The sequence below is a fragment of the Meiothermus taiwanensis WR-220 genome (assembly GCF_003568585.1).
Classification (GTDB): domain Bacteria; phylum Deinococcota; class Deinococci; order Deinococcales; family Thermaceae; genus Meiothermus; species Meiothermus taiwanensis.
Genome location: NZ_CP021130.1, coordinates 814,281 through 831,362, shown reverse-complemented (window position 1 = coordinate 831,362; position 17,082 = coordinate 814,281). Strand labels below are relative to the sequence as shown.

Genomic DNA, 17,082 nt, shown 5'->3' with positions numbered 1-17,082 from the left:
AAGGGCTTCCCAGGCTATGGACTCGCGAAGCTGTCCTCCACGACGATGACCTCGAGGGTCTCGCCGGCCAGCAAGCCCACCGCAAACACACTGTAGACCTTGCCGCCCTCAAACCCCACCCCCTCGAGCGGCAGCGCAACGGTGCGGGTGCCGGTGGGGCGCACCTCGAGGTTGTACACCCCCGCCGGAACCGTGCCATAGCCCGAGAGCTGGTTGAAAGCCAGGTTGCGGAACAGCACCGGCCCCTCCTTGAGGGCTACGTCCACCGCAGGCGCGTCCGGCGAGGCATGGATCACACGAACCTTCGCCACCCCCTCGGCGGGGGCGATGCGGTCTTCCACCAGGCGAGCCTTGAGTGTGGAGGCGGTACCGAGCGCCATCACCGTGTAATACTTGCCCGCCTGCACCCGGATGTTCACATCGGCCACCTTGGCGGGGTTCTGCCCGGTGGTCTGCACAGTCAGGGTTAGGCTGCCTGCGGGCACCTCGGCGTAGTAGGTGACATCTTTGAAGGCCTGGGCTTCAAACACCTTGTTTCCACCCGATAGGATGTCCACCGCCGGTGCATCCGGTACTAGGTGGGCAAAGCGCACGTAGGCGGTACCCTCCTGGGCCAGGGCAAAACCAAGTACCAGCACCAAGCCTGCGATCCATCTTGTCCAAAGCATAGCGTGCTCCTTTCTTCCTGCTGGACTTTCTTCATGGGAATGGTATCGCGCAGCGGATGATTCAAAAACCAACCTGGATTACAAAGCAACAATCCCCGAACAAAAGTAAGGCCCCCGCCAGCCGGCAGGGGCTAAAAAAATCGGCCGTACTACTTGGGCAGCAGCACCGTATCGATCACATGAATGATCCCATTGCTGGCCTGAATGTCCACCGCAGTAACGGTCGAGTTGCCGTTCAGGATCACCTTACCATCTTTGACCTCGATGGTTACGTTCTGGCCCTCTACAGTCTTGGCTTCCTTAAGCGTAACCACCTGGCTCGAGGGCACCCGCCCCGCCACCACGTGGTAGGTCAGCACCTTGGTAAGGGCGGCTTTGTCGGCGAGGAGCTTGTCTAAGTCGGCCTTGGGGATCTTGGCAAAGGCTGCGTTGGTGGGCGCAAACACCGTGAAGGGGCCCGGGCCCGAGAGGGTCTCCACCAAACCCGCCGCCTGCACCGCGGCCAGCAGGGTGCTGAAGTTGGGGTTGGTGGCCACTATCTGGGCAATGGTCTGGTTCTGGGTGGTGCTCTGGGCGTTGGTCAGGGTAAGGCCCAGGGCGGCCAGGGCTAGACTACCGACTACCAGCAGGGTTCTTAGCTTCATACGTGCCCTCCCTAAAAAAGTTGAATGGCAGGCCCTTGAGATGTCAGCAACCGCCAGACCAACCTGCCCTTCAACCTTGGGGCTAAGGATATCCGTTCAGTATTAGTACAATATTTGTCTAAGATACGTTTAGATTTGTAGGGCGTGCAACAGATCGAAGAAAAACAGGAATAAGCCCTGAATTGCGATAGCAAGGCCAAAACCCTTGTGCATCGGCCCTGGGCGCGTCCATAAAACCAGACCCGCCGCCACGTACAAAACATCCAGACCGGCATTAATCCAGATCAAGCGGCGCAGGCCGTCCGGCTCAGGCTCGGCCCCCAGCCAGCCCGCATAGGCGATGGCGGCGTTGACCAGCGCCCAGACCCCGTTCATGAACCAGAAGGCCCTCCAGAAGACCTGGCCGGTACGCCACAGACCCAATACTGCGCCAGCCAAGCATAAAAGCGCCCACAGCATGAGCTGCTGGGCGATCCGCTCCCCTGCCAGTTCGCTCATGCCAGCCTCCCTTTGGCCTGACGCTTGCAGCGCTGCGAGCAGTACCTGACCGCATCCCAGCTCCTGGCCCATTTTTTGCGCCACTGAAAGGGCAGGCCGCAGACGGGGCAGAGCTTGGTGGGCAGCTGGGATTTGAAGCCTTTACGGTGCATGCTCGAGCCCACCTAGCCCCTGGCAATCCTCTCCGCAGCCGCCAGATACCGCCTGCGGGCCACCTCCAGGTCAATAACCGGGGTTTTGTAAGGCTGGGCCCGGCCCCCCGACTCGGGCACCCAGCGCTTTAGCCACAATCCCTGGGGGTCGTGGGTCTGGGCCTGGGTGATCAGGTTGAAGACCCGGAAGTAGGGGGCCGCGTCCACTCCCAGCCCCCCCGCCCAGTGCCAGCCCTGCAGGTTGGAGGCGTTGTCGCCATCTAAAAGCAGGTTGCGGAAGGCCCGCTCGCATCTCTGCCAGGGCAGCAAAGCCAGCTTGACCGCAAACTGCGCCACCACCATGCGCCCCCGGTTGGACAAAAAGCCGGTGGCCTGTAGCTCGCGCATGCAAGCGTCCACCACCGGAATGCCGGTCTGGCCGTGCAGCCAGGCCGCAAACAGCTCGCTATCGTCGTTCCAGGGCAGGCTTTCCCAGCGCGGGTCGAAGGCCTGGGTCATCATCTGCGGGCGGTGGTAGAGCAGGTCGCCGCTGAAGTCGCGCCAGCACAGCTCGTTGACCCATTTGTGGGCCCCCTCACCCCCCACCTGCAGCGCCTTCCGGGCGGCCAGCCGGGGGGAAAGCACCCCCAGGGTGAAGTAGTAGGAGAGCCTCGAGACCCCCTCCCCGGCCAGCCCGTCGCGGGCCTGGTGGTAGTGGGGCAGTTTGTCGTGCAGGAAGACCTCGAGCGCCTTCAGGGCCGCTGCCTCGCCCGCCGGCGGCAGGGGCACGTCCGAGGCCTCCTGGGGAACGCTCCCTGGGTTGTAATCGGGTGGCAGGTGGAGGGGTGGAAAGCGGTCGGGGGCCTCGAGCAGAACCGGCGCAGGGGCCGCCCACCAGCGCTTGGAATAGGGCGTAAACACCGTGTAGGCCCCCCCGTCCGGCTTGACGATGCTTCCCGGCTCATGGATGTACTGACCCGGCACCCAACGGATGCGCCCCGGCAGGGCCTCGCCCACCTTTTGGTCACGAAACCGGGCATAGGGGGTCGAGTTCCGCACAGCAAACACCCGCTGGATGCCCAGCTCGGTCACCACCCGGGGCAAAACCTCCCAGGGCCGGCCGCTGCGCACCAGCAAAAGCCCTCCCCGCAGCGCATAGGCCTCGCGCAGGGCCAGGGTGTTCTGATAAAACCAGGCCCGCCGCCGGGGTGTAGTGTTTTGCAGAATATTGGGATCCAAAACCACCAGCCCCAAAGCAGGGCCGGTTCGCAAGGCCTCGGCCAGGGCGGGGTTGTCGTGCAAGCGAAGGTCGGCACGGTGCCAGACTAGGTTCACAGGCGCTATGATGCCGCGAAGCAGTGCGCGAAAGTATGCACTGGCCCCAATTTCTAGCATCCAGGCCTCGCTTGCTTCTCAGCAACCGCTGGCATACTGAAGAAGTGCGCAACGGAATACAGGTGCTGTTTTTTGCTCTGGTGGCGCTTAACTTAACTCTGGGCAGCTTGGTGCTACTGCAAACGCGCTCTAGCAACAACTGGAAAATCCAGCAACTTCCCGATAAAACCCTTGTCCGGCTGGCTGTGCACTTCAAAAGCGATGTGCCCCTGTTCGCTGAAATCTGTAAACCCAGGGGCCCGGGCCCCTTCCCCAGCGTTGTGCTGGTGCATGGAGGTTTTGTCGGCCCCAACGAGAGCACCCAGGCACTCTGCCAAACCTGGGCTCAGGCCGGCTATCTGGTGGCCTTGCCCCACCTGCGCGGCCAGGGCCGGAGCCAGGGCCGCGCTGAAATCTGCGGGAAGGAAGGAAGCGATGTGCGGCAACTGGCCGATGGGCTGCCACGGGTAGGGGGCACCGCCCAGCGCGCATATGTGGGGATTTCTTTGGGGGCCTGCGTGGCCCTGAGCGCCGCCCGCAACGACCCACAGGCCAAAGGGGTGGCGTTCCTGCTGGGCGCCACCGACTTTGAGGCCATGATGGAGCGCCTCGAGCGCTACGGGCGCACCGAGGCATACCAGCGCTGGCAGGAGCTGATCGGCGCCTCGCCCCAAGCCTGCCCTGCGTGTTATCGTCAGCGCAGCCCGCTCACCTGGGCCCACGAGGTCGCCGCGCCGCTGCTGCTAATTGCGGCGGGGAACGATCCCATCGTCTCACCGCTGCAATACTGCGCCCTAGCCAGGGTGCGCGAAGCCAGCGGGCGAAGCATACGCCGGGTAGCGTTGAGCCGTGAAGGCCGGTTATGGACAGCACCGCTCACTAAGGAACGTGCCTGCCTGGGTTCGTTTGCTGGCCTGGGCCAGTTCACCCAGGATCACCTGGTGCTCTACCCCGACCTGGAGCACACCACCACCCCAGCCATCTGGCAACTGGTCAACCAGGCCCTTGTAACCTGGTTGAAACACTGAACATTAAGATGGAAATATTTCTACATTACCAGTATTTTTACGCTGATATGGGACATTGAGGCTTATACCTATCACCAATTGGCTCTAGAAAACAAATTTTCACACCCTATTTGTGGGGCTCTTCTAATCGAAGCCAGCTATTTGTTGCGTTATGAGCTCGAGTCTTTCCACAGCCACCCACAACCCACTACCCTGGGTGGACATATACCGGGGTATCGCCATTCTGGGAGTCCTGGTAGCCCACGTTGGTGGGCGCTTTTTACGCGAAGTACCCCAGGACTCCGAGCACTGGTGGCTCATCGCTACGGCCAATCGGCTTCTGGCCTGGGTGGTTCCGGCTTTTCTTTTTCTTTCGACCATCCTGATCGGCAACAGCCTGCTACGCAGCAACCAGCCATATTCGTGGGCCCGACTACGCCCTGTGGTGGTGCCCTACCTGGTCTGGACGGGAATTTACCTGCTTTTCCGCCTATACGAAGGCAACCTGCCCCCGCTCACCCTCGAGCGCATCAGCATCTACCTGCTGTGGGGTAAAAGCTACTTTCACCTCTACTACATGGTGCTGGCAATTCAACTTGTGCTGCTGATGCCCTTGCTGCTGCCGGTTTTGCGCCGCAAGGTACCCGCCTGGGCAGTCCTGCTAACCAGCATCGGCCTCACGCTGGCCTTCTACTGGATCAATCGCCTACACTGGCAAATTCCCTTCCCTGGCAGTACCCTCATCTGGTATCTGCCCACCCTGGCAGTGGCGCTGACGTTGGTTAACGAGATGCACCGGCTGGATCAAATCCTGCCGCGTTATCGCGTCTGGGGACTGGTGCTTTTGGGCCTTGGAATGAGCCTCTACCTACCCCTGGCCTACGATGCCATCCGCAACATCCCGGTCAACACCTTCCAGTACCAGGTGGGCTACTGGGTCTACAGCAGTGCAATTTCTTTTGTGCTGATCTCTGTCGCCATCTGGCTCTCACGCACCCGCCTGAGCACAGCCTTGCAGTTCCTGGGCCGTTATTCGTTGCACATCTACCTGATTCATCCTCTGGTGATTCGGCTGCTCGAGCGCATCCCCCAGTTCCCCGAACCCCTAGGGGTTTCTCCAGCCTTCACCATCTATGTGGCCCTCTCGTTGCTGATCCCTCTGGCGGTAGGAGTCCTGGCCCGCCGACTGCGGGCCTCCGGGTTCCTGTTTGGCCGGGCCTAGGGTTGTTAGCGGTAGTATGGTGGCGTGATCGTAGATGCCCACCTCGACCTCGCCCACAACGTAGTGGATCTAGGGCGCGACCTGACCCTGCCGCTTGCAGAGTTACGCCAGCGCGATACGCACAGCGACATCCCCGTCGTAACCCTACCGGCCCTGCGTGAAGGGAAGGTTGGGGTATGCTTTGCCACCCTATGGGTAGACCCCCGCCGCTACCCCGGGCCCCAGGAGGCCCATGCCCAGGCCCTCCGGCAGCTGGAGGTGTACCTGCGCTGGGAAGAGCAAGGCTGGGTGCGCATCCTGCGCAGCCAGGCCGACCTGGCCCGGCATCGGGCCTTGTGGCCACAGGACAAAACCCCGGCCCTGGTGATCCTGATTGAAGGTGCCGAGTGCATCCGCGAGCCCGGCGAGGTGGCGTTCTGGAAAGCCCAGGGGGTGCGGCTGATCGGCCCCGCCTGGAACCGCACCCGCTACTGCGGCGGCACCCGCGAGCCCGGCGGCCTGAGTGCGCTGGGGGTGGAGCTGTTGCAAGCCATGGACGAGCAGGGGCTGGCCCTGGACTTTTCCCACATGGACGAGCAGGCCTTCTGGCAGGCCTTGGAGGTCTTCCAAGGCCCGGTCTGTGCCACCCACAGCAACCCCCGGGCCCTGCTGGGGGGGGAGGGGCTCGAGTTCTCCAACCGCCACCTGAGCGATGCCATGATCCGGGCCATTGGTGCACGGAATGGGGTGATCGGCACGGTGTTGTATAGCTTCTTCCTCGAGCACACCTGGAAGCGGGGCATGGAACGGGTGGAACTGGGCGTGGTAGGCAGGCACATGGCCCATACCGCCGGCCTGATCGGCTGGGACAAGGTGGGCCTCGGCTCCGACTTCGACGGCGGCTTTGGAATGAACGAAAACCCCCGCGGCCTCGACGCGCCCGCCGACCTACAGAAAATTGCCCTGTGTGTCCCCGAATCCTTCCAGGCCGGTGTGCTTGGGGAAAACTGGCTGCGCTGGCTACAAACAATATTTTAAATCTAAAATCTCACAGGGCGTGGTATAACAAGGCGTGAATCTTTCTAGTTTGTGGATCGGCTTACTGGCAGGGGTGTTCGGGGGTCTGGTGGGTCTCGGGGGCGGCATTGTGGCGGTTCCGCTGATGTCGGCCTTTCTCAAGTTATCTCAACACAAAGCGGTCGCAACCAGCCTGGTGATGGTGGTTTTTACCGGCTTGGTAGGGGCCCTGACCTACGCCACCCATGGTACCGTGGACTGGCTGGCAGCCCTGCTGATCTTTCCCAGCGCCATGCTCACGGCCAACTGGGGGGCCCGCTTTGCCAATCGCTTGCCGGAATGGAAGCTCAAGCGGGTTTTTGGCTGGTACCTGGTGGTGGTAGCCCTGAGCCTGATCCTCAAGCCCTATATTCCGCATGTGGAAGAGCCCCTGCAAGGCTGGCTGCGCATCATCCCGCTCATCCTTACCGGGGCCGCCGCCGGCTTTGCCTCGGGCTTGCTGGGGGTGGGCGGCGGCACCATTACAGTGCCGATTATGGTTTTGCTGGTGGGCCTCGAGCAACACACCGCCCAGGGCACCTCACTGCTGGCCATGATTCCCTCGGCCCTGGTGGGGTCGTACACCCACTACCGCCACGGCAACCTAGCCCAGGAGCATGTGCCGGGGCTGGTGGTGGGCATTCTGGCAGGGGCCTTTGCTGGGGGGCTGGTCGCCAATCAGCTCCCCGAGTTCTGGCTTAGGCTAACCTTCTCGGTGGTGCTCATCTGGACAGCCCTGCGTTACGTGGGGGCCAAGTCCAAAGCCGCCTCCAAGGCCGTCTAGCCCGGTTTTCTAGCAGCAGAAACCCACCCTCATCGCGTTTCCCAGCAATTGCCTGCCCCACGGTGGCGGGCAATTTACCCAGTACAGCAAAATACGCTGTACTGGATATGCGTGGGAAGCACCCTCAGGACATGGGGTGGGCAATCCCCTCAAGACCGCCCACCCTATTCAGGGTTCCGCTGTGCTGTGCTCTTTAGACTAGGCCCTGGCTACAGGCTGTTCCTTACTGCGTCGGCTCTTCTTCACGGGGAGGGTTGTTTTTTGCTGGAGGGCCCCCAAGCCTCCCACCAACGCCCAGTTCAACGCATCATCCAGCGACTCGGCAAAGTGAAAACGCAGGTTTTGCCGCAGGTAGACGGGGATATCTGAAAGATCGGGCTGGTTTTGCTTAGGCAGGATCACCTCACGAATCCCAGCCCGCCGGGCACCCAGAATTTTTTCCTTGACACCCCCAATGGGCAGCACCCGTCCGGTAAGGGTGATCTCGCCGGTCATGGCTACGTCGTTGCGAACAGGTACCTCGGCCAGGGCCGAGACCAAGGCCACTGTAATAGCAATGCCTGCCGAGGGGCCTTCTTTGGGCACCGCCCCGGCTGGAACGTGAACGTGTACATCCGAGTTATCGAAGCGCTCGAGGGGTATACCAAAGCGGGCCGCATTTTTCTTGGCGTAAGAAAGCGCCGCCCGGGCCGATTCCTTCATCACCTCCCCAAGCTGCCCGGTCAGGATCAGGTTGCCCTTGCCCGGCATCACCGAGACCTCGATAAACATGATGTCGCCCCCCACCGGGGTGTAGAACATTCCCGTAGCCACCCCAATCTGGGGCACCCGGGCCTCGGACTCGGGCTGGAAGCGGGCCGGCCCCAGGTATTTTTCCAGATCGCCCTCGCCGATACGCACCCGTTTCTTACCGCCTTCCAAGATGGCGCGGGCCGCCTTGCGCAGCAAGGTACCGATCTCGCGCTCGAGGTTGCGCACCCCCGCCTCGCGGGTGTAGTGGGTAATCAGGCGCATCAGGGCTGCCTCGGTGATATGCACCTGGTTTTCCTTGAGCCCGTTCTCGCTCATCTGCCGGGGCAGCAGATACCGCTTGGCGATCTCGAGCTTCTCCTGTTCGATGTAGCTGGTGAACTCGATCTGCTCCATGCGGTCGAACAGCGGCCCAGGGATATGCTCTGGGAAGTTGGCGGTGCAGATAAACAGCACCTCGCTCATATCGAAAGGAACCCCCAGGTAGTGGTCGGTAAATTCTTTGTTCTGCGCCGGATCCAATAGCTCGAGCAAAGCCGCCGCAGGGTCGCCCTGGTAGGAAACCCCCAGCTTGTCCACCTCGTCCAGCAGGATAACGGGGTTCTTGCTACCAGCCTGGCGCATCCCCTGAATGATCCGGCCCGGCATGGCCCCAATGTAGGTGCGGCGGTGGCCGCGAATGTCCGACTCGTCGCGGGCGCCCCCCAGCGAGATGCGGTGGTATTTGCGGCCCAGGCTCTTGGCGATGGACTTGGCAATGGAGGTTTTGCCCACCCCCGGCGGCCCCACAAAGAGCAGGATGGGGCCTTTGGAGACCTCCTCAGGGGGAATTTCGCCTTTTTTCTGGCGCTCGAGCTTCAGTTTACGCACCGCCAGATACTCCAGCACCCGATCCTTGACCTTTTCCAGGCCATAGTGATCTTCATCCAGGATTTTCTTGGCCTCCTGAAGATCAATCTGGTCTTCCGTACGGGTATTCCAGGGCAGGTTGATAATCCAGTCCAGGTAGGTGCGCACCACGCTGGCCTCAGCGGAGTCGGGGTGCATGCGGGCAAAGCGCGAAAGCTCCCGCTCCACCTCGGGCAAAACGCTTGGAGGCAGGTTCAGCGCAGCAATTTTCTGGCGGAACTCCTCCACCTCCATCTCGCCCTCTTCGCCGTGAAGCTCGCGCTGGATGGCCTTCATCTGCTCACGCAGGAAGAACTCCCGCTGATTCTTGTCAATTTCCTCTTTAACCTGCTGCTGAATACGGCGCTGGGTCTCCACCAGATCAAGCTCGGCATCCAGCAAAACAGCAATGCGCTTAAGGCGATCCACCACTGAAGGGGTCGCTAGAATTTGCTGCTTAACCTCCAGTTTGAAATCGAGGTGGAAGGCGATGTAGTCGGCCAGTTGCGAGGGATCTTCTAGGTTGAGCACAAACTGGGCCACCTCAGGCGATACATACTTACCTTCCCGTAGCAGGGTCTCGAAGCGCTCCTTAACCTCGCGGAAAAGCGCGGTCACCTCAGTGGCCTTGCCTTCCACCTCTGGCAACCGGGCCACGCTGGCTTCCAGATACCCGCTGGCCGGGTGGTATTGCTGCACCTGCACTCGAGCGAAGGCCTGCACCAGCATCTGCACCGAGCCATCGGCATTTTTGCGCATTCTCAGAATGTTGCACGCCGTGCCCACATCGTAAAGATCGCTGGCCCCAGGCTCCTCAATCTCTTTATCCCGCTGGCTAACAATCAGGATAACCCGTTCCTGGGACAGGGCCGCTTCAATAGCCCGTATGGAGATGGGACGCCCCGCATCGATGGGCATCACCATGCTGGGATAAATCACCGAGCCTCGTACCGGACAGACCGGGAGCCTCTCGGGAAGATGCATGTTGCCTTTTTCGGTTTTGTCCATAAATAACTCCCTATCTATCGCAAGTGTACAGGCAGCGCAGGCTTTGTGTGGACGGGTGTGTGAGTCAACACCCTGAGTCTATTATTATCAAGTTTAGTGATTGTATCAATAACAATAAGAACCCACACCACAATACCGTATGCTGAAGTAGATGAGGCTTACCCGGATTGGGGTTCTACTGTTGCTCTGGGCCGTGGTGGCCTGCCCCAGCATTTTAGTCGAGCCTGGCTGGGATTCGGCCCTAGCACAACGCAGCGGCGGCGGCGTGGGAGGCCGGGGGGGGTTTTCCACACCACGCCCCAGTCCCTCCATTCCCCGGGTCAACCCCTCACCATCCCCATCGCTGCCCCTACCCACCCCCCGCAGCTACCCCAGTTACCCCACCTACCCACGCGACTACTACCCTCCTTACCCCAGCGCCCGTCCACCCATTTACGTGGCCCCAGGTGCTGGCTATGGCACCGACCTTATCGCGTTGCTGTTCATTGGCGGCATCGTGCTGGTTAGCATCTCAATGATGCGCGGCCTTCAACAGGCGGGCCGCGACAAGGAAGGAGAGGTCGAAAGCAGCGTAGCCCGGCTACGGCTAGCAGTTCTGTATACCCCTGAGCTACAGGCCAGCCTGCGCCACACCGCCCAGACAGCCGAGACGGAAAGCCCTCGAGGGCTGGCCGATCTGATAGACAACACCGCGGTACTTCTACTGCGTGCACAAGATGGCTGGCGCTTTGGCATGTACGAAGTCTGGACAGGCAGCCTAGAAAAAGCCGAAGGGCAGTTTGATGCCTGGATGACCGAGACCCGCGCTGAGTTCATCGAGACCTACCGGCACTTTGAAGGCAAGGAAGAGGTGCAGCCAGGGTACCGGCCGAACGTTGAGCCCGACGGCCGTTATATCCTGGTGACCCTGTTGCTGGCCGTAAGCGGTAGCCTGCCCCCCATACCAAGCCCTTTGCGCCGCGAGGGTGCACGGCAGGCCCTCATGGCCCTGGCGACCTCGAGCCCCATCAACACCCTGGCTGCTTATGTGGCCTGGACGCCCGAGGCCGAGGGTGAAGCCCTAACCGAACAGGATCTGCTTCTGGGCTGGCCCAAGCTCGAGCTGCTCTAAGGGCGCTAAGCCGGCTGCTTGCCAAAGCGCTTTTGGATGTACTCCTCCACCATTCCCATAAACTCTTCAGCAATGCGATCACCCTTGAGGGTCGCGGCCAGCTGGCCATCGATGTAGACCGGGGCACGCGGCGCCTCGCCCGTGCCGGGCAGCGAGATACCAATATCGGCGTGCTTGGACTCACCGGGGCCGTTGACCACACATCCCATAACCGCAACCTTCAGGTTCTCAACACCCGGGTACTGGGTGCGCCAGATCGGCATCTGCGCGTTAAGGCGCGTTGAGACCTGGAGGGCCAGCTCCTGGAAGAAGGTGCTGGTAGTACGGCCGCAGCCAGGGCAGCTAGCCACGCTGGGGGTAAACTGCCGCAGCCCAATGGACTGGAGGATTTCCAAGGCCACCTCCACCTCCTTGGTGCGGGGCTCCCCCGGGGCTGGGGTGATGGAGACCCGTATGGTATCGCCAATGCCCTCAACCAGCAGGGGCACCAGGCCGGCAGTGCTGGCGACAATACCGCTCACCCCCATACCGGCCTCGGTGAGGCCTAGGTGCAACGGGGCATTGGTGCGCTTGGCTAGCTCGCGGTAGACCCACCACAAGTCTGGGGCGTTGGAGACCTTGGCCGAGAGGATGATTTTGTCCTCGCCAAGACCGTATTTGAGGGCCCATTCGTAGCTGCGCACCGCCGACTCCACAATGGTCTCGAGCGTAACCTGGTGGGCATCCTTGGGCTCAGGGCGGGCCGCATTGGCCTCCATCATCTCGTCGAGCAACCCCGCATCCAGCGAACCCCAGTTCACACCAATCCGCACCGGCTTACCGAACTCCACAGCCACTTCGCACATGGTGCGGAAGTTGGGATCCTGCTGTTTACCCTTCCCTACCGTGCCAGGGTTGATGCGGTATTTGTCCAGGGCCAGGGCCATCTCGGGGTATTTGCGCAACAAGATATGGCCGTTGAAGTGAAAATCACCCACCAGAGGCACATCCACCCCCAGGTCGGCCAAGCGGCGCTTGATCTCCGGTACGGCCTTGGCAGCTTCATCGTTGTTAACGGTCATGCGTACGACCTCGGAGCCGGCACGGGCCAGGGCCCAGACCTGCCCCACTGTGGCCTCGACATCGGCGGTGTCGGTGTTGGTCATCGACTGTACCACCACCGGATGGTCGCCCCCCTTGGGTACTTTGCCAACCCAGACCGTTGGCGTTTTGCGACGTCGCACTGTCATACCCATGAGTCTAATATCCTTTGGTCAGGTAGATAGTGGACGGGGTGGGGGTTCCACGCTGGCTCAGGTGCACAACATCCATCCGGCAAGGGCAGCGGCGCGCCCAGGCCATTTTGGGTTAACCTGGGTGTGCTATGGCAATACAAGTTGGCGATCACCTGCCCGATGTGACCGTGTTCAACACCGCTGCTGAACCCATTTCGTTACCAACCCTTGCTAAAGGAAGACCCTTGGTACTGCTCTTCTTCCCCGCCGCCCACACCCGCGTGTGCGAAAAGGAACTCTGCACGGTGCGCGACAGCTTGGCAGAGTACAACCAGCTCGGGGCAGAGGTCTACGGCCTGAGCGTGGATACCCCCTGGACCCTGGCCGCTTACGCACGGTCGCTGGGGCTGGCCTTCCCGCTGCTCTCCGATTACAACCGGGAGGCCACCCGGGTCTTTGGCCTCGAGATCAGCCTGCGGGGCCTGCCCGGTTTTGCCCAGCGGGCCGCCTATGTAGTGGATGCATCCGGCCAGATTACCTGGGCCTGGGTGGCCGAGGTGCCAGCCCAGGAGCCCCCCTACCCAGAGGTGGCAGCGGCCGTCAAAGCTTTGGTTGAAAACGGGGCATCCAGCAGAGCCCGTTCTTAGCTAACACGGTTCTGTGGCGCGGTGCCCCCAGCCGGGTTTCGAGTAGTTATGTATCGAATTACACCGACCAAGGATGATTTTTGTGTAAGCATTCTGCAAGTACATTGGATGTGGTGTGATATTTTGTGTGTATATTTAGCATTGTGTGTATAAGTTGTCGGAATCGGATCAACAAAAACAACACCATTCACCCTATCCTGGTCTCCTGAGGAGGGAACCTTATGGAGACCACCCTGATGCCAAGCAACAATAACCCGCTGGGGCAGTATCCGAGTTCGGGCCGCCTGATCCGCCCCGCTTCCCTGATTCTCCGCCGCCCACCAGCCAAGGGCTCGGTCAAAGCCATCTGGGATGGCTTCCGCCTCAGCAAGGCCTGGGGTGAGGTGCTGGAAACCTACGACCTGCCCCACGAGTAGGTACACACACGGCGGGCCAAACCCGCCGTCGTTGTTCAAGGCCTGGCATTATCCAATACGCACCGTGGGCTCGTAGCCGGGCTTCCACTTGATGGTGCAGCCGATCGCATCGGCCTCGGCAATCGGGGGCTCCTGCCCCTGCGTCAGGGCCGCCAGCACCCTGTCCAGGGTATGTTCCCGCACCCCGGTGGGATCCTTGGGCGCATCGTTGACCCGGCCGTGGTAGCGCAGTTTGCGGCCCTGGTCGAACACAAACGCCTCGGGGGTGCGCAGGGCTTTGTAGGCCCTTGCGGTGGCCTGGGTCTCGTCGAGCAGGTAAGGGAAGTTGAGGTTGTGGGCTGCAGCAAAGGCCCGCATCCCCTCGGGGGAATCCTCTGGATAGCGCTCGTAGTCGTTGGCATTGATGCCCACAAAAGCCACCTTACCCCGGTACTTATCGGCCAGGGCTACGATTTCCTGGATGGAGCCCTTGACGTAAGGGCAGTGGTTGCAGATGAAGATGACCACCAGAAACGGCTCACTGAAGGCTGAGAGCCGCACAGCCTGCCCCGAGAGATCGGGCAGTTCCGCATCGATCAGATCGGCGCCCAGGGGTAGTTGATCGTACTGCAGCATGGCTTAATGCTAGCAGACTTCCCGGCCAGGAAATAATAGGCGCCTAGCGAGGCATTTGCAGCGGGCCGGGGTACCCCTGCAGCGCCTCGGGGGAGGGCACAAAAGCACCCAGCAGCCAGGCCTGTCCGCCCAGCTCGAGCCCCTCCCCCGCCCCAATCAGCAGGGTATCGCCCCAAGCGAGCGGGCCTTCCAGCCACTCAGCCTCCCCGGCCACCAGGGTGAGCAGTAAGAAGCTGTCTGCAGGTGCCTGTATAACCCGCCGCCCACGGAGCTGGTAGCGCTCGAGCACAAAAGCTTCACCAGCCAACAGGATCTCTTTCTGGTGTGCTGGCAGCGGGGTCGGACGTGGCAGCGGGGTGGGCTCGAGCCGGGCCACATCCAGCCCTTTGTCCAGATGCAGTTCGCGGGGACGCCCGTGATCGTAAAGGCGGTAGGTCAGATCGGAGCGCTGCTGCACCTCATAAAGCAGCAAACCCGGCCCCAGGGCATGAATGGTTCCTGCAGGCACCGGGATCACCTGCCCCGGTACCACCCACTCGCGCTGCAGCCAGTCCCAGAGGGTGCCGTCCTGGGCTGCCCGGGCCAGGCTTTCGCGCTCCATCGGCGCACGCAGCCCGTAGACGATCTCGCCCTCACCCTCGAGGATGTACCAGGCCTCGGTTTTGCCGTGAAAACCGGTGGCCGCTTCTACCGTGTGAGCATATGCATCGTCGGGGTGCACCTGCACCGAGAGCCACTCGGCGGTGTCGAGCAGCTTAACCAGCAGGGGCAGCTCGAGGCCATAGCGGCTATAGGCAGCCCGGCCGATAAAACCCAGCCCCAGCTCGGGCAGCGCTTCCGCCAAAGTCCGGCCGGCCAGCGGCCCCGAACGAATCCGATTTTGGTCGTAAGCAAGCCAGAGTTCGCCGATGGGTTCCTGGGCCTGCAAGCCCAGGTGCTTCGCAAGGCGCGTACCACCCCAGACCCGTGGCACCGGGCGGGCCTCGAGGTTCACCACCGAAAGGGTCGGTCTCATGGGCTCGATATTAAGGCCCCCAGGCCCCACAACCCAAACGGTGCGACCGGCCCGGCCGATTTGACAAACTCGAGCCAGCGCCGCTTAGACTATACCCAGTTGGGGTGTTGTCCCTGATCTAGAACTGCTTGTGGGACTGTTTGAAGCCCAACCACCAGGTTGTGATAAGCACCGTAAGGCCCCGGTGGAGCGCCAGCCATACGGCAACTGTCATATACGGCCGATATGGGCCCAACAGCCATAGGGATTTCCCACCATGCGTATATTAGCGCTCTCCGACCAGATTCATCCATTTATTTACCAGGAGCGCTTTCCGCATAACCTGCCGGCTTTCGATCTGGTGTTGCTGGCCGGGGATTTACCCGGCAGTTATATCGAGTTTGTGGCAACCAAGGTGCAGGTGCCGGTGGTGTACGTGCACGGCAATCACCAGGAGGAGTACGTCCAGGATTACCTCGGCAACCTCACCCCTCCAGGCGGCGCCATCAAGGCCCACGGGCGCATTGTGGATGTGGCCGGGGTTCGGATTGCGGGCTGGGGGGGGTGTCCACGCTACAACGACCGCGATATAGGGCAGTACAACGAAATAGATGCCCAAGCCCGTTTCCTGAGCTGGTATCCGCGGCTCATACAGCGCCGCTGGCGTACGGGCCACGGTGTCGATATCCTGCTCAGCCATGCCCCCCCACCTGGTGCCCATGCCGGATCCGACTTTGCTCACCGCGGCAGCACAGCGCTGGGCCTGTTCCACCGTCTGTACCGCCCGAAGATACACGTTCACGGCCACATCCATCTCTACGAAGCCCAACCCCGGCGCGAGTACATCAGCCCGGAAGGGGTACGGGTAATCAACGCCTTTGAGTACACTCTGATAGAGCTGTAAACCGCCCAACCCAGCGCCAGCGTGCTCTGGTGCGGGCTTTCCGAGGAAAGACCATGCAGACTCCGAATCCGGGCCGCTCTGTACAGGTCGGGCGCACAGCCCCCGGCGGCCAGGCCCCTGGCGCCTGGGTTTTGGAGAATGTATCTGCTCCCAAGGCCTGCGCTGGAAGCAGACCCTTCAGGTCGTGCCAGGAACCCCCTACAGCGGCTGTCAGGGTACATGGAAAAAGCGTTCCCATCAAAGGTTTTACCGCAAAGGAGGTGAGTGGGTGTGGCCGCCTGGGGGCGGCCTGGGGGCAATCCCCGGCTGGGACTTGCCCAGGGGTTCTAGCGCCCCAGACCCCAATCGGATGAAGATTGCAGGAAGCCTGTGTGTAATCAGCGGAGCCAGCAGCGGAATAGGTAAAGCCACAGCCCTCGAGCTGGCTGCACGAGGGGCCCGGGTGGTGCTGGTGGCCCGCCGGGCACAGGTTTTAGCGGAGATTGCCGATCAAATCCGGGCCCAGGGTGGGCAGGCCTGGGCCTTTGCCGCTGACCTGAGCCGGCCACAGGAAGCCGCCCGCCTGGGGGGGTGGGTGCTGGATCAGATGGGCCCGCCGGATGTGCTGGTGCACAGCGCTGGGGCCGGGGAGTGGCGCTTTTTAGATGAGACCCCCCTGGAAGACCTTCAGCGCTTGATGGACACCCCCTATTTCAGCGCCGCCTACCTCACCCGGGTTTTTCTGCCCGCCATGCTGGAACGCAACCGGGGCTTTATTCTTTCGGTGTGTTCGCCCGCCAGCCGACTGGTCTGGCCCGGTGCAACCGGCTATGTGGCGGCCCGCTGGGCCCTGCACGGCCTGACCGAAGCCCTACGGGCCGACCTGTACCACAGCAGGCTTCGGGTATGCGCCTTCTTTCCCGGAAAAATCAGCGATAGCGAGTATTTTGTGCGCCACAGCGACACCGAGGGGCGCATTCCCAGGATAGGACGGTTTATCCCATCCATCACCGCCCGGCAAGCGGCCCTGGGCATTGTGCGGGCCATCGAACTCGAGGCCCGGGTGATGTTTGTACCGTGGCAGCTATACGCCTTTGACCGGCTGGCCCACTGGTTCCCGCGTATCGCTGAGCACCTGGCCTGGAGCAGCGGCGCCCGCCGAACAAGGCTTTGATACCGGATTCAACAAAGAT

The 17,082-nt window shown here is 61.7% G+C and carries 18 protein-coding genes; 9 read left to right on the top strand and 9 right to left on the bottom strand.

Translation table 11 applies throughout. The annotated features are described in order from the left end of the window. Positions 1–14: 14 nt before the first annotated feature. From MTAI_RS04210 to MTAI_RS04190, 5 genes are all read right to left on the bottom strand, one after another. Positions 15–668 (bottom strand): DUF4397 domain-containing protein, encoded by a 654-nt coding sequence (locus MTAI_RS04210; protein ID WP_027887116.1) that lies wholly within the window; start codon positions 666–668, stop codon positions 15–17. 149 nt (positions 669–817) lie between these two features. Continuing rightward, positions 818–1,312 (bottom strand): fasciclin domain-containing protein, encoded by a 495-nt coding sequence (locus tag MTAI_RS04205; RefSeq protein WP_027887115.1) that lies wholly within the window; start codon positions 1,310–1,312, stop codon positions 818–820. A 129-nt stretch (positions 1,313–1,441) separates the two neighbouring features. Next, positions 1,442–1,810, bottom strand: coding sequence for a DUF6992 family protein (locus MTAI_RS04200; RefSeq protein ID WP_223299749.1), 369 nt, complete (start codon positions 1,808–1,810; stop codon positions 1,442–1,444). Beyond that, complete coding sequence (locus MTAI_RS15695) at positions 1,807–1,962, bottom strand: DUF2256 domain-containing protein (protein WP_081698357.1); 156 nt, start codon at positions 1,960–1,962, stop codon at positions 1,807–1,809. The genes MTAI_RS04200 and MTAI_RS15695 overlap by 4 nt, the downstream gene beginning before the upstream one ends. Before the next feature lie 12 nt (positions 1,963–1,974). Continuing rightward, positions 1,975–3,276 carry a cryptochrome/photolyase family protein gene (locus tag MTAI_RS04190; protein ID WP_027887113.1) on the bottom strand — a complete coding sequence of 434 codons (1,302 nt, stop codon included), beginning with the start codon at positions 3,274–3,276 and terminating at the stop codon, positions 1,975–1,977. 104 nt (positions 3,277–3,380) lie between these two features. Between MTAI_RS04190 and MTAI_RS04185 the strand changes: the two genes are divergently transcribed. From MTAI_RS04185 to MTAI_RS04170, 4 genes are all read left to right on the top strand, one after another. Next, complete coding sequence (locus MTAI_RS04185; RefSeq protein WP_027887112.1) at positions 3,381–4,343, top strand: alpha/beta hydrolase family protein; 963 nt, start codon at positions 3,381–3,383, stop codon at positions 4,341–4,343. Positions 4,344–4,494: 151 nt separating this feature from the next. Next, positions 4,495–5,544 (top strand): acyltransferase, encoded by a 1,050-nt coding sequence (locus MTAI_RS04180; protein WP_043982113.1) that lies wholly within the window; start codon positions 4,495–4,497, stop codon positions 5,542–5,544. A 24-nt stretch (positions 5,545–5,568) separates the two neighbouring features. Continuing rightward, entirely contained in the window at positions 5,569–6,561 is a 993-nt protein-coding gene (locus MTAI_RS04175; RefSeq protein ID WP_027887110.1) for a dipeptidase, read from the top strand. 34 nt (positions 6,562–6,595) lie between these two features. Beyond that, positions 6,596–7,363 carry a sulfite exporter TauE/SafE family protein gene (locus MTAI_RS04170; RefSeq protein ID WP_027887109.1) on the top strand — a complete coding sequence of 256 codons (768 nt, stop codon included), beginning with the start codon at positions 6,596–6,598 and terminating at the stop codon, positions 7,361–7,363. Positions 7,364–7,561: 198 nt separating this feature from the next. Here the strand turns inward: MTAI_RS04170 and lon are convergent, their stop codons facing one another. Next, positions 7,562–10,009, bottom strand: a complete 2,448-nt coding sequence (lon, locus tag MTAI_RS04165) for an endopeptidase La (protein WP_027887108.1) — start codon at positions 10,007–10,009, stop codon at positions 7,562–7,564. Positions 10,010–10,160: 151 nt separating this feature from the next. Between lon and MTAI_RS04160 the strand changes: the two genes are divergently transcribed. Beyond that, complete coding sequence (locus MTAI_RS04160; protein WP_027887107.1) at positions 10,161–11,120, top strand: DUF1517 domain-containing protein; 960 nt, start codon at positions 10,161–10,163, stop codon at positions 11,118–11,120. Positions 11,121–11,125: 5 nt separating this feature from the next. On the opposite strand, the gene ispG is transcribed toward MTAI_RS04160, so the two are convergent. Next, a complete protein-coding gene (gene ispG, locus MTAI_RS04155) occupies positions 11,126–12,349 on the bottom strand; it encodes a flavodoxin-dependent (E)-4-hydroxy-3-methylbut-2-enyl-diphosphate synthase (RefSeq protein ID WP_027887106.1) in 1,224 nt (407 codons plus the stop codon). Between the two features lie 134 nt (positions 12,350–12,483). Between ispG and MTAI_RS04150 the strand changes: the two genes are divergently transcribed. Together MTAI_RS04150 and MTAI_RS04145 are read left to right on the top strand one after the other, a co-directional pair. After that, positions 12,484–12,981 carry a redoxin domain-containing protein gene (locus MTAI_RS04150; RefSeq protein ID WP_027887105.1) on the top strand — a complete coding sequence of 166 codons (498 nt, stop codon included), beginning with the start codon at positions 12,484–12,486 and terminating at the stop codon, positions 12,979–12,981. A 221-nt stretch (positions 12,982–13,202) separates the two neighbouring features. After that, positions 13,203–13,397: a hypothetical protein gene (locus tag MTAI_RS04145; RefSeq protein ID WP_027887104.1), complete on the top strand. Its 195-nt coding sequence runs from the start codon at positions 13,203–13,205 to the stop codon at positions 13,395–13,397. A 48-nt stretch (positions 13,398–13,445) separates the two neighbouring features. Here the strand turns inward: MTAI_RS04145 and MTAI_RS04140 are convergent, their stop codons facing one another. Both MTAI_RS04140 and MTAI_RS04135 read right to left on the bottom strand, forming a co-directional pair. Further along, positions 13,446–14,012, bottom strand: coding sequence for a thioredoxin family protein (locus tag MTAI_RS04140; protein WP_027887103.1), 567 nt, complete (start codon positions 14,010–14,012; stop codon positions 13,446–13,448). Between the two features lie 43 nt (positions 14,013–14,055). Continuing rightward, a complete protein-coding gene (locus MTAI_RS04135) occupies positions 14,056–15,027 on the bottom strand; it encodes a type I phosphomannose isomerase catalytic subunit (RefSeq protein ID WP_027887102.1) in 972 nt (323 codons plus the stop codon). A 256-nt stretch (positions 15,028–15,283) separates the two neighbouring features. Here MTAI_RS04135 and MTAI_RS04130 point away from each other — a divergent pair, with 256 nt between their 5' ends. Both MTAI_RS04130 and MTAI_RS04125 read left to right on the top strand, forming a co-directional pair. Continuing rightward, positions 15,284–15,910 (top strand): metallophosphoesterase, encoded by a 627-nt coding sequence (locus MTAI_RS04130; protein ID WP_027887101.1) that lies wholly within the window; start codon positions 15,284–15,286, stop codon positions 15,908–15,910. Positions 15,911–16,259: 349 nt separating this feature from the next. Next, entirely contained in the window at positions 16,260–17,063 is an 804-nt protein-coding gene (locus MTAI_RS04125; protein WP_027887100.1) for an SDR family NAD(P)-dependent oxidoreductase, read from the top strand. Positions 17,064–17,082 lie beyond the last annotated feature (19 nt).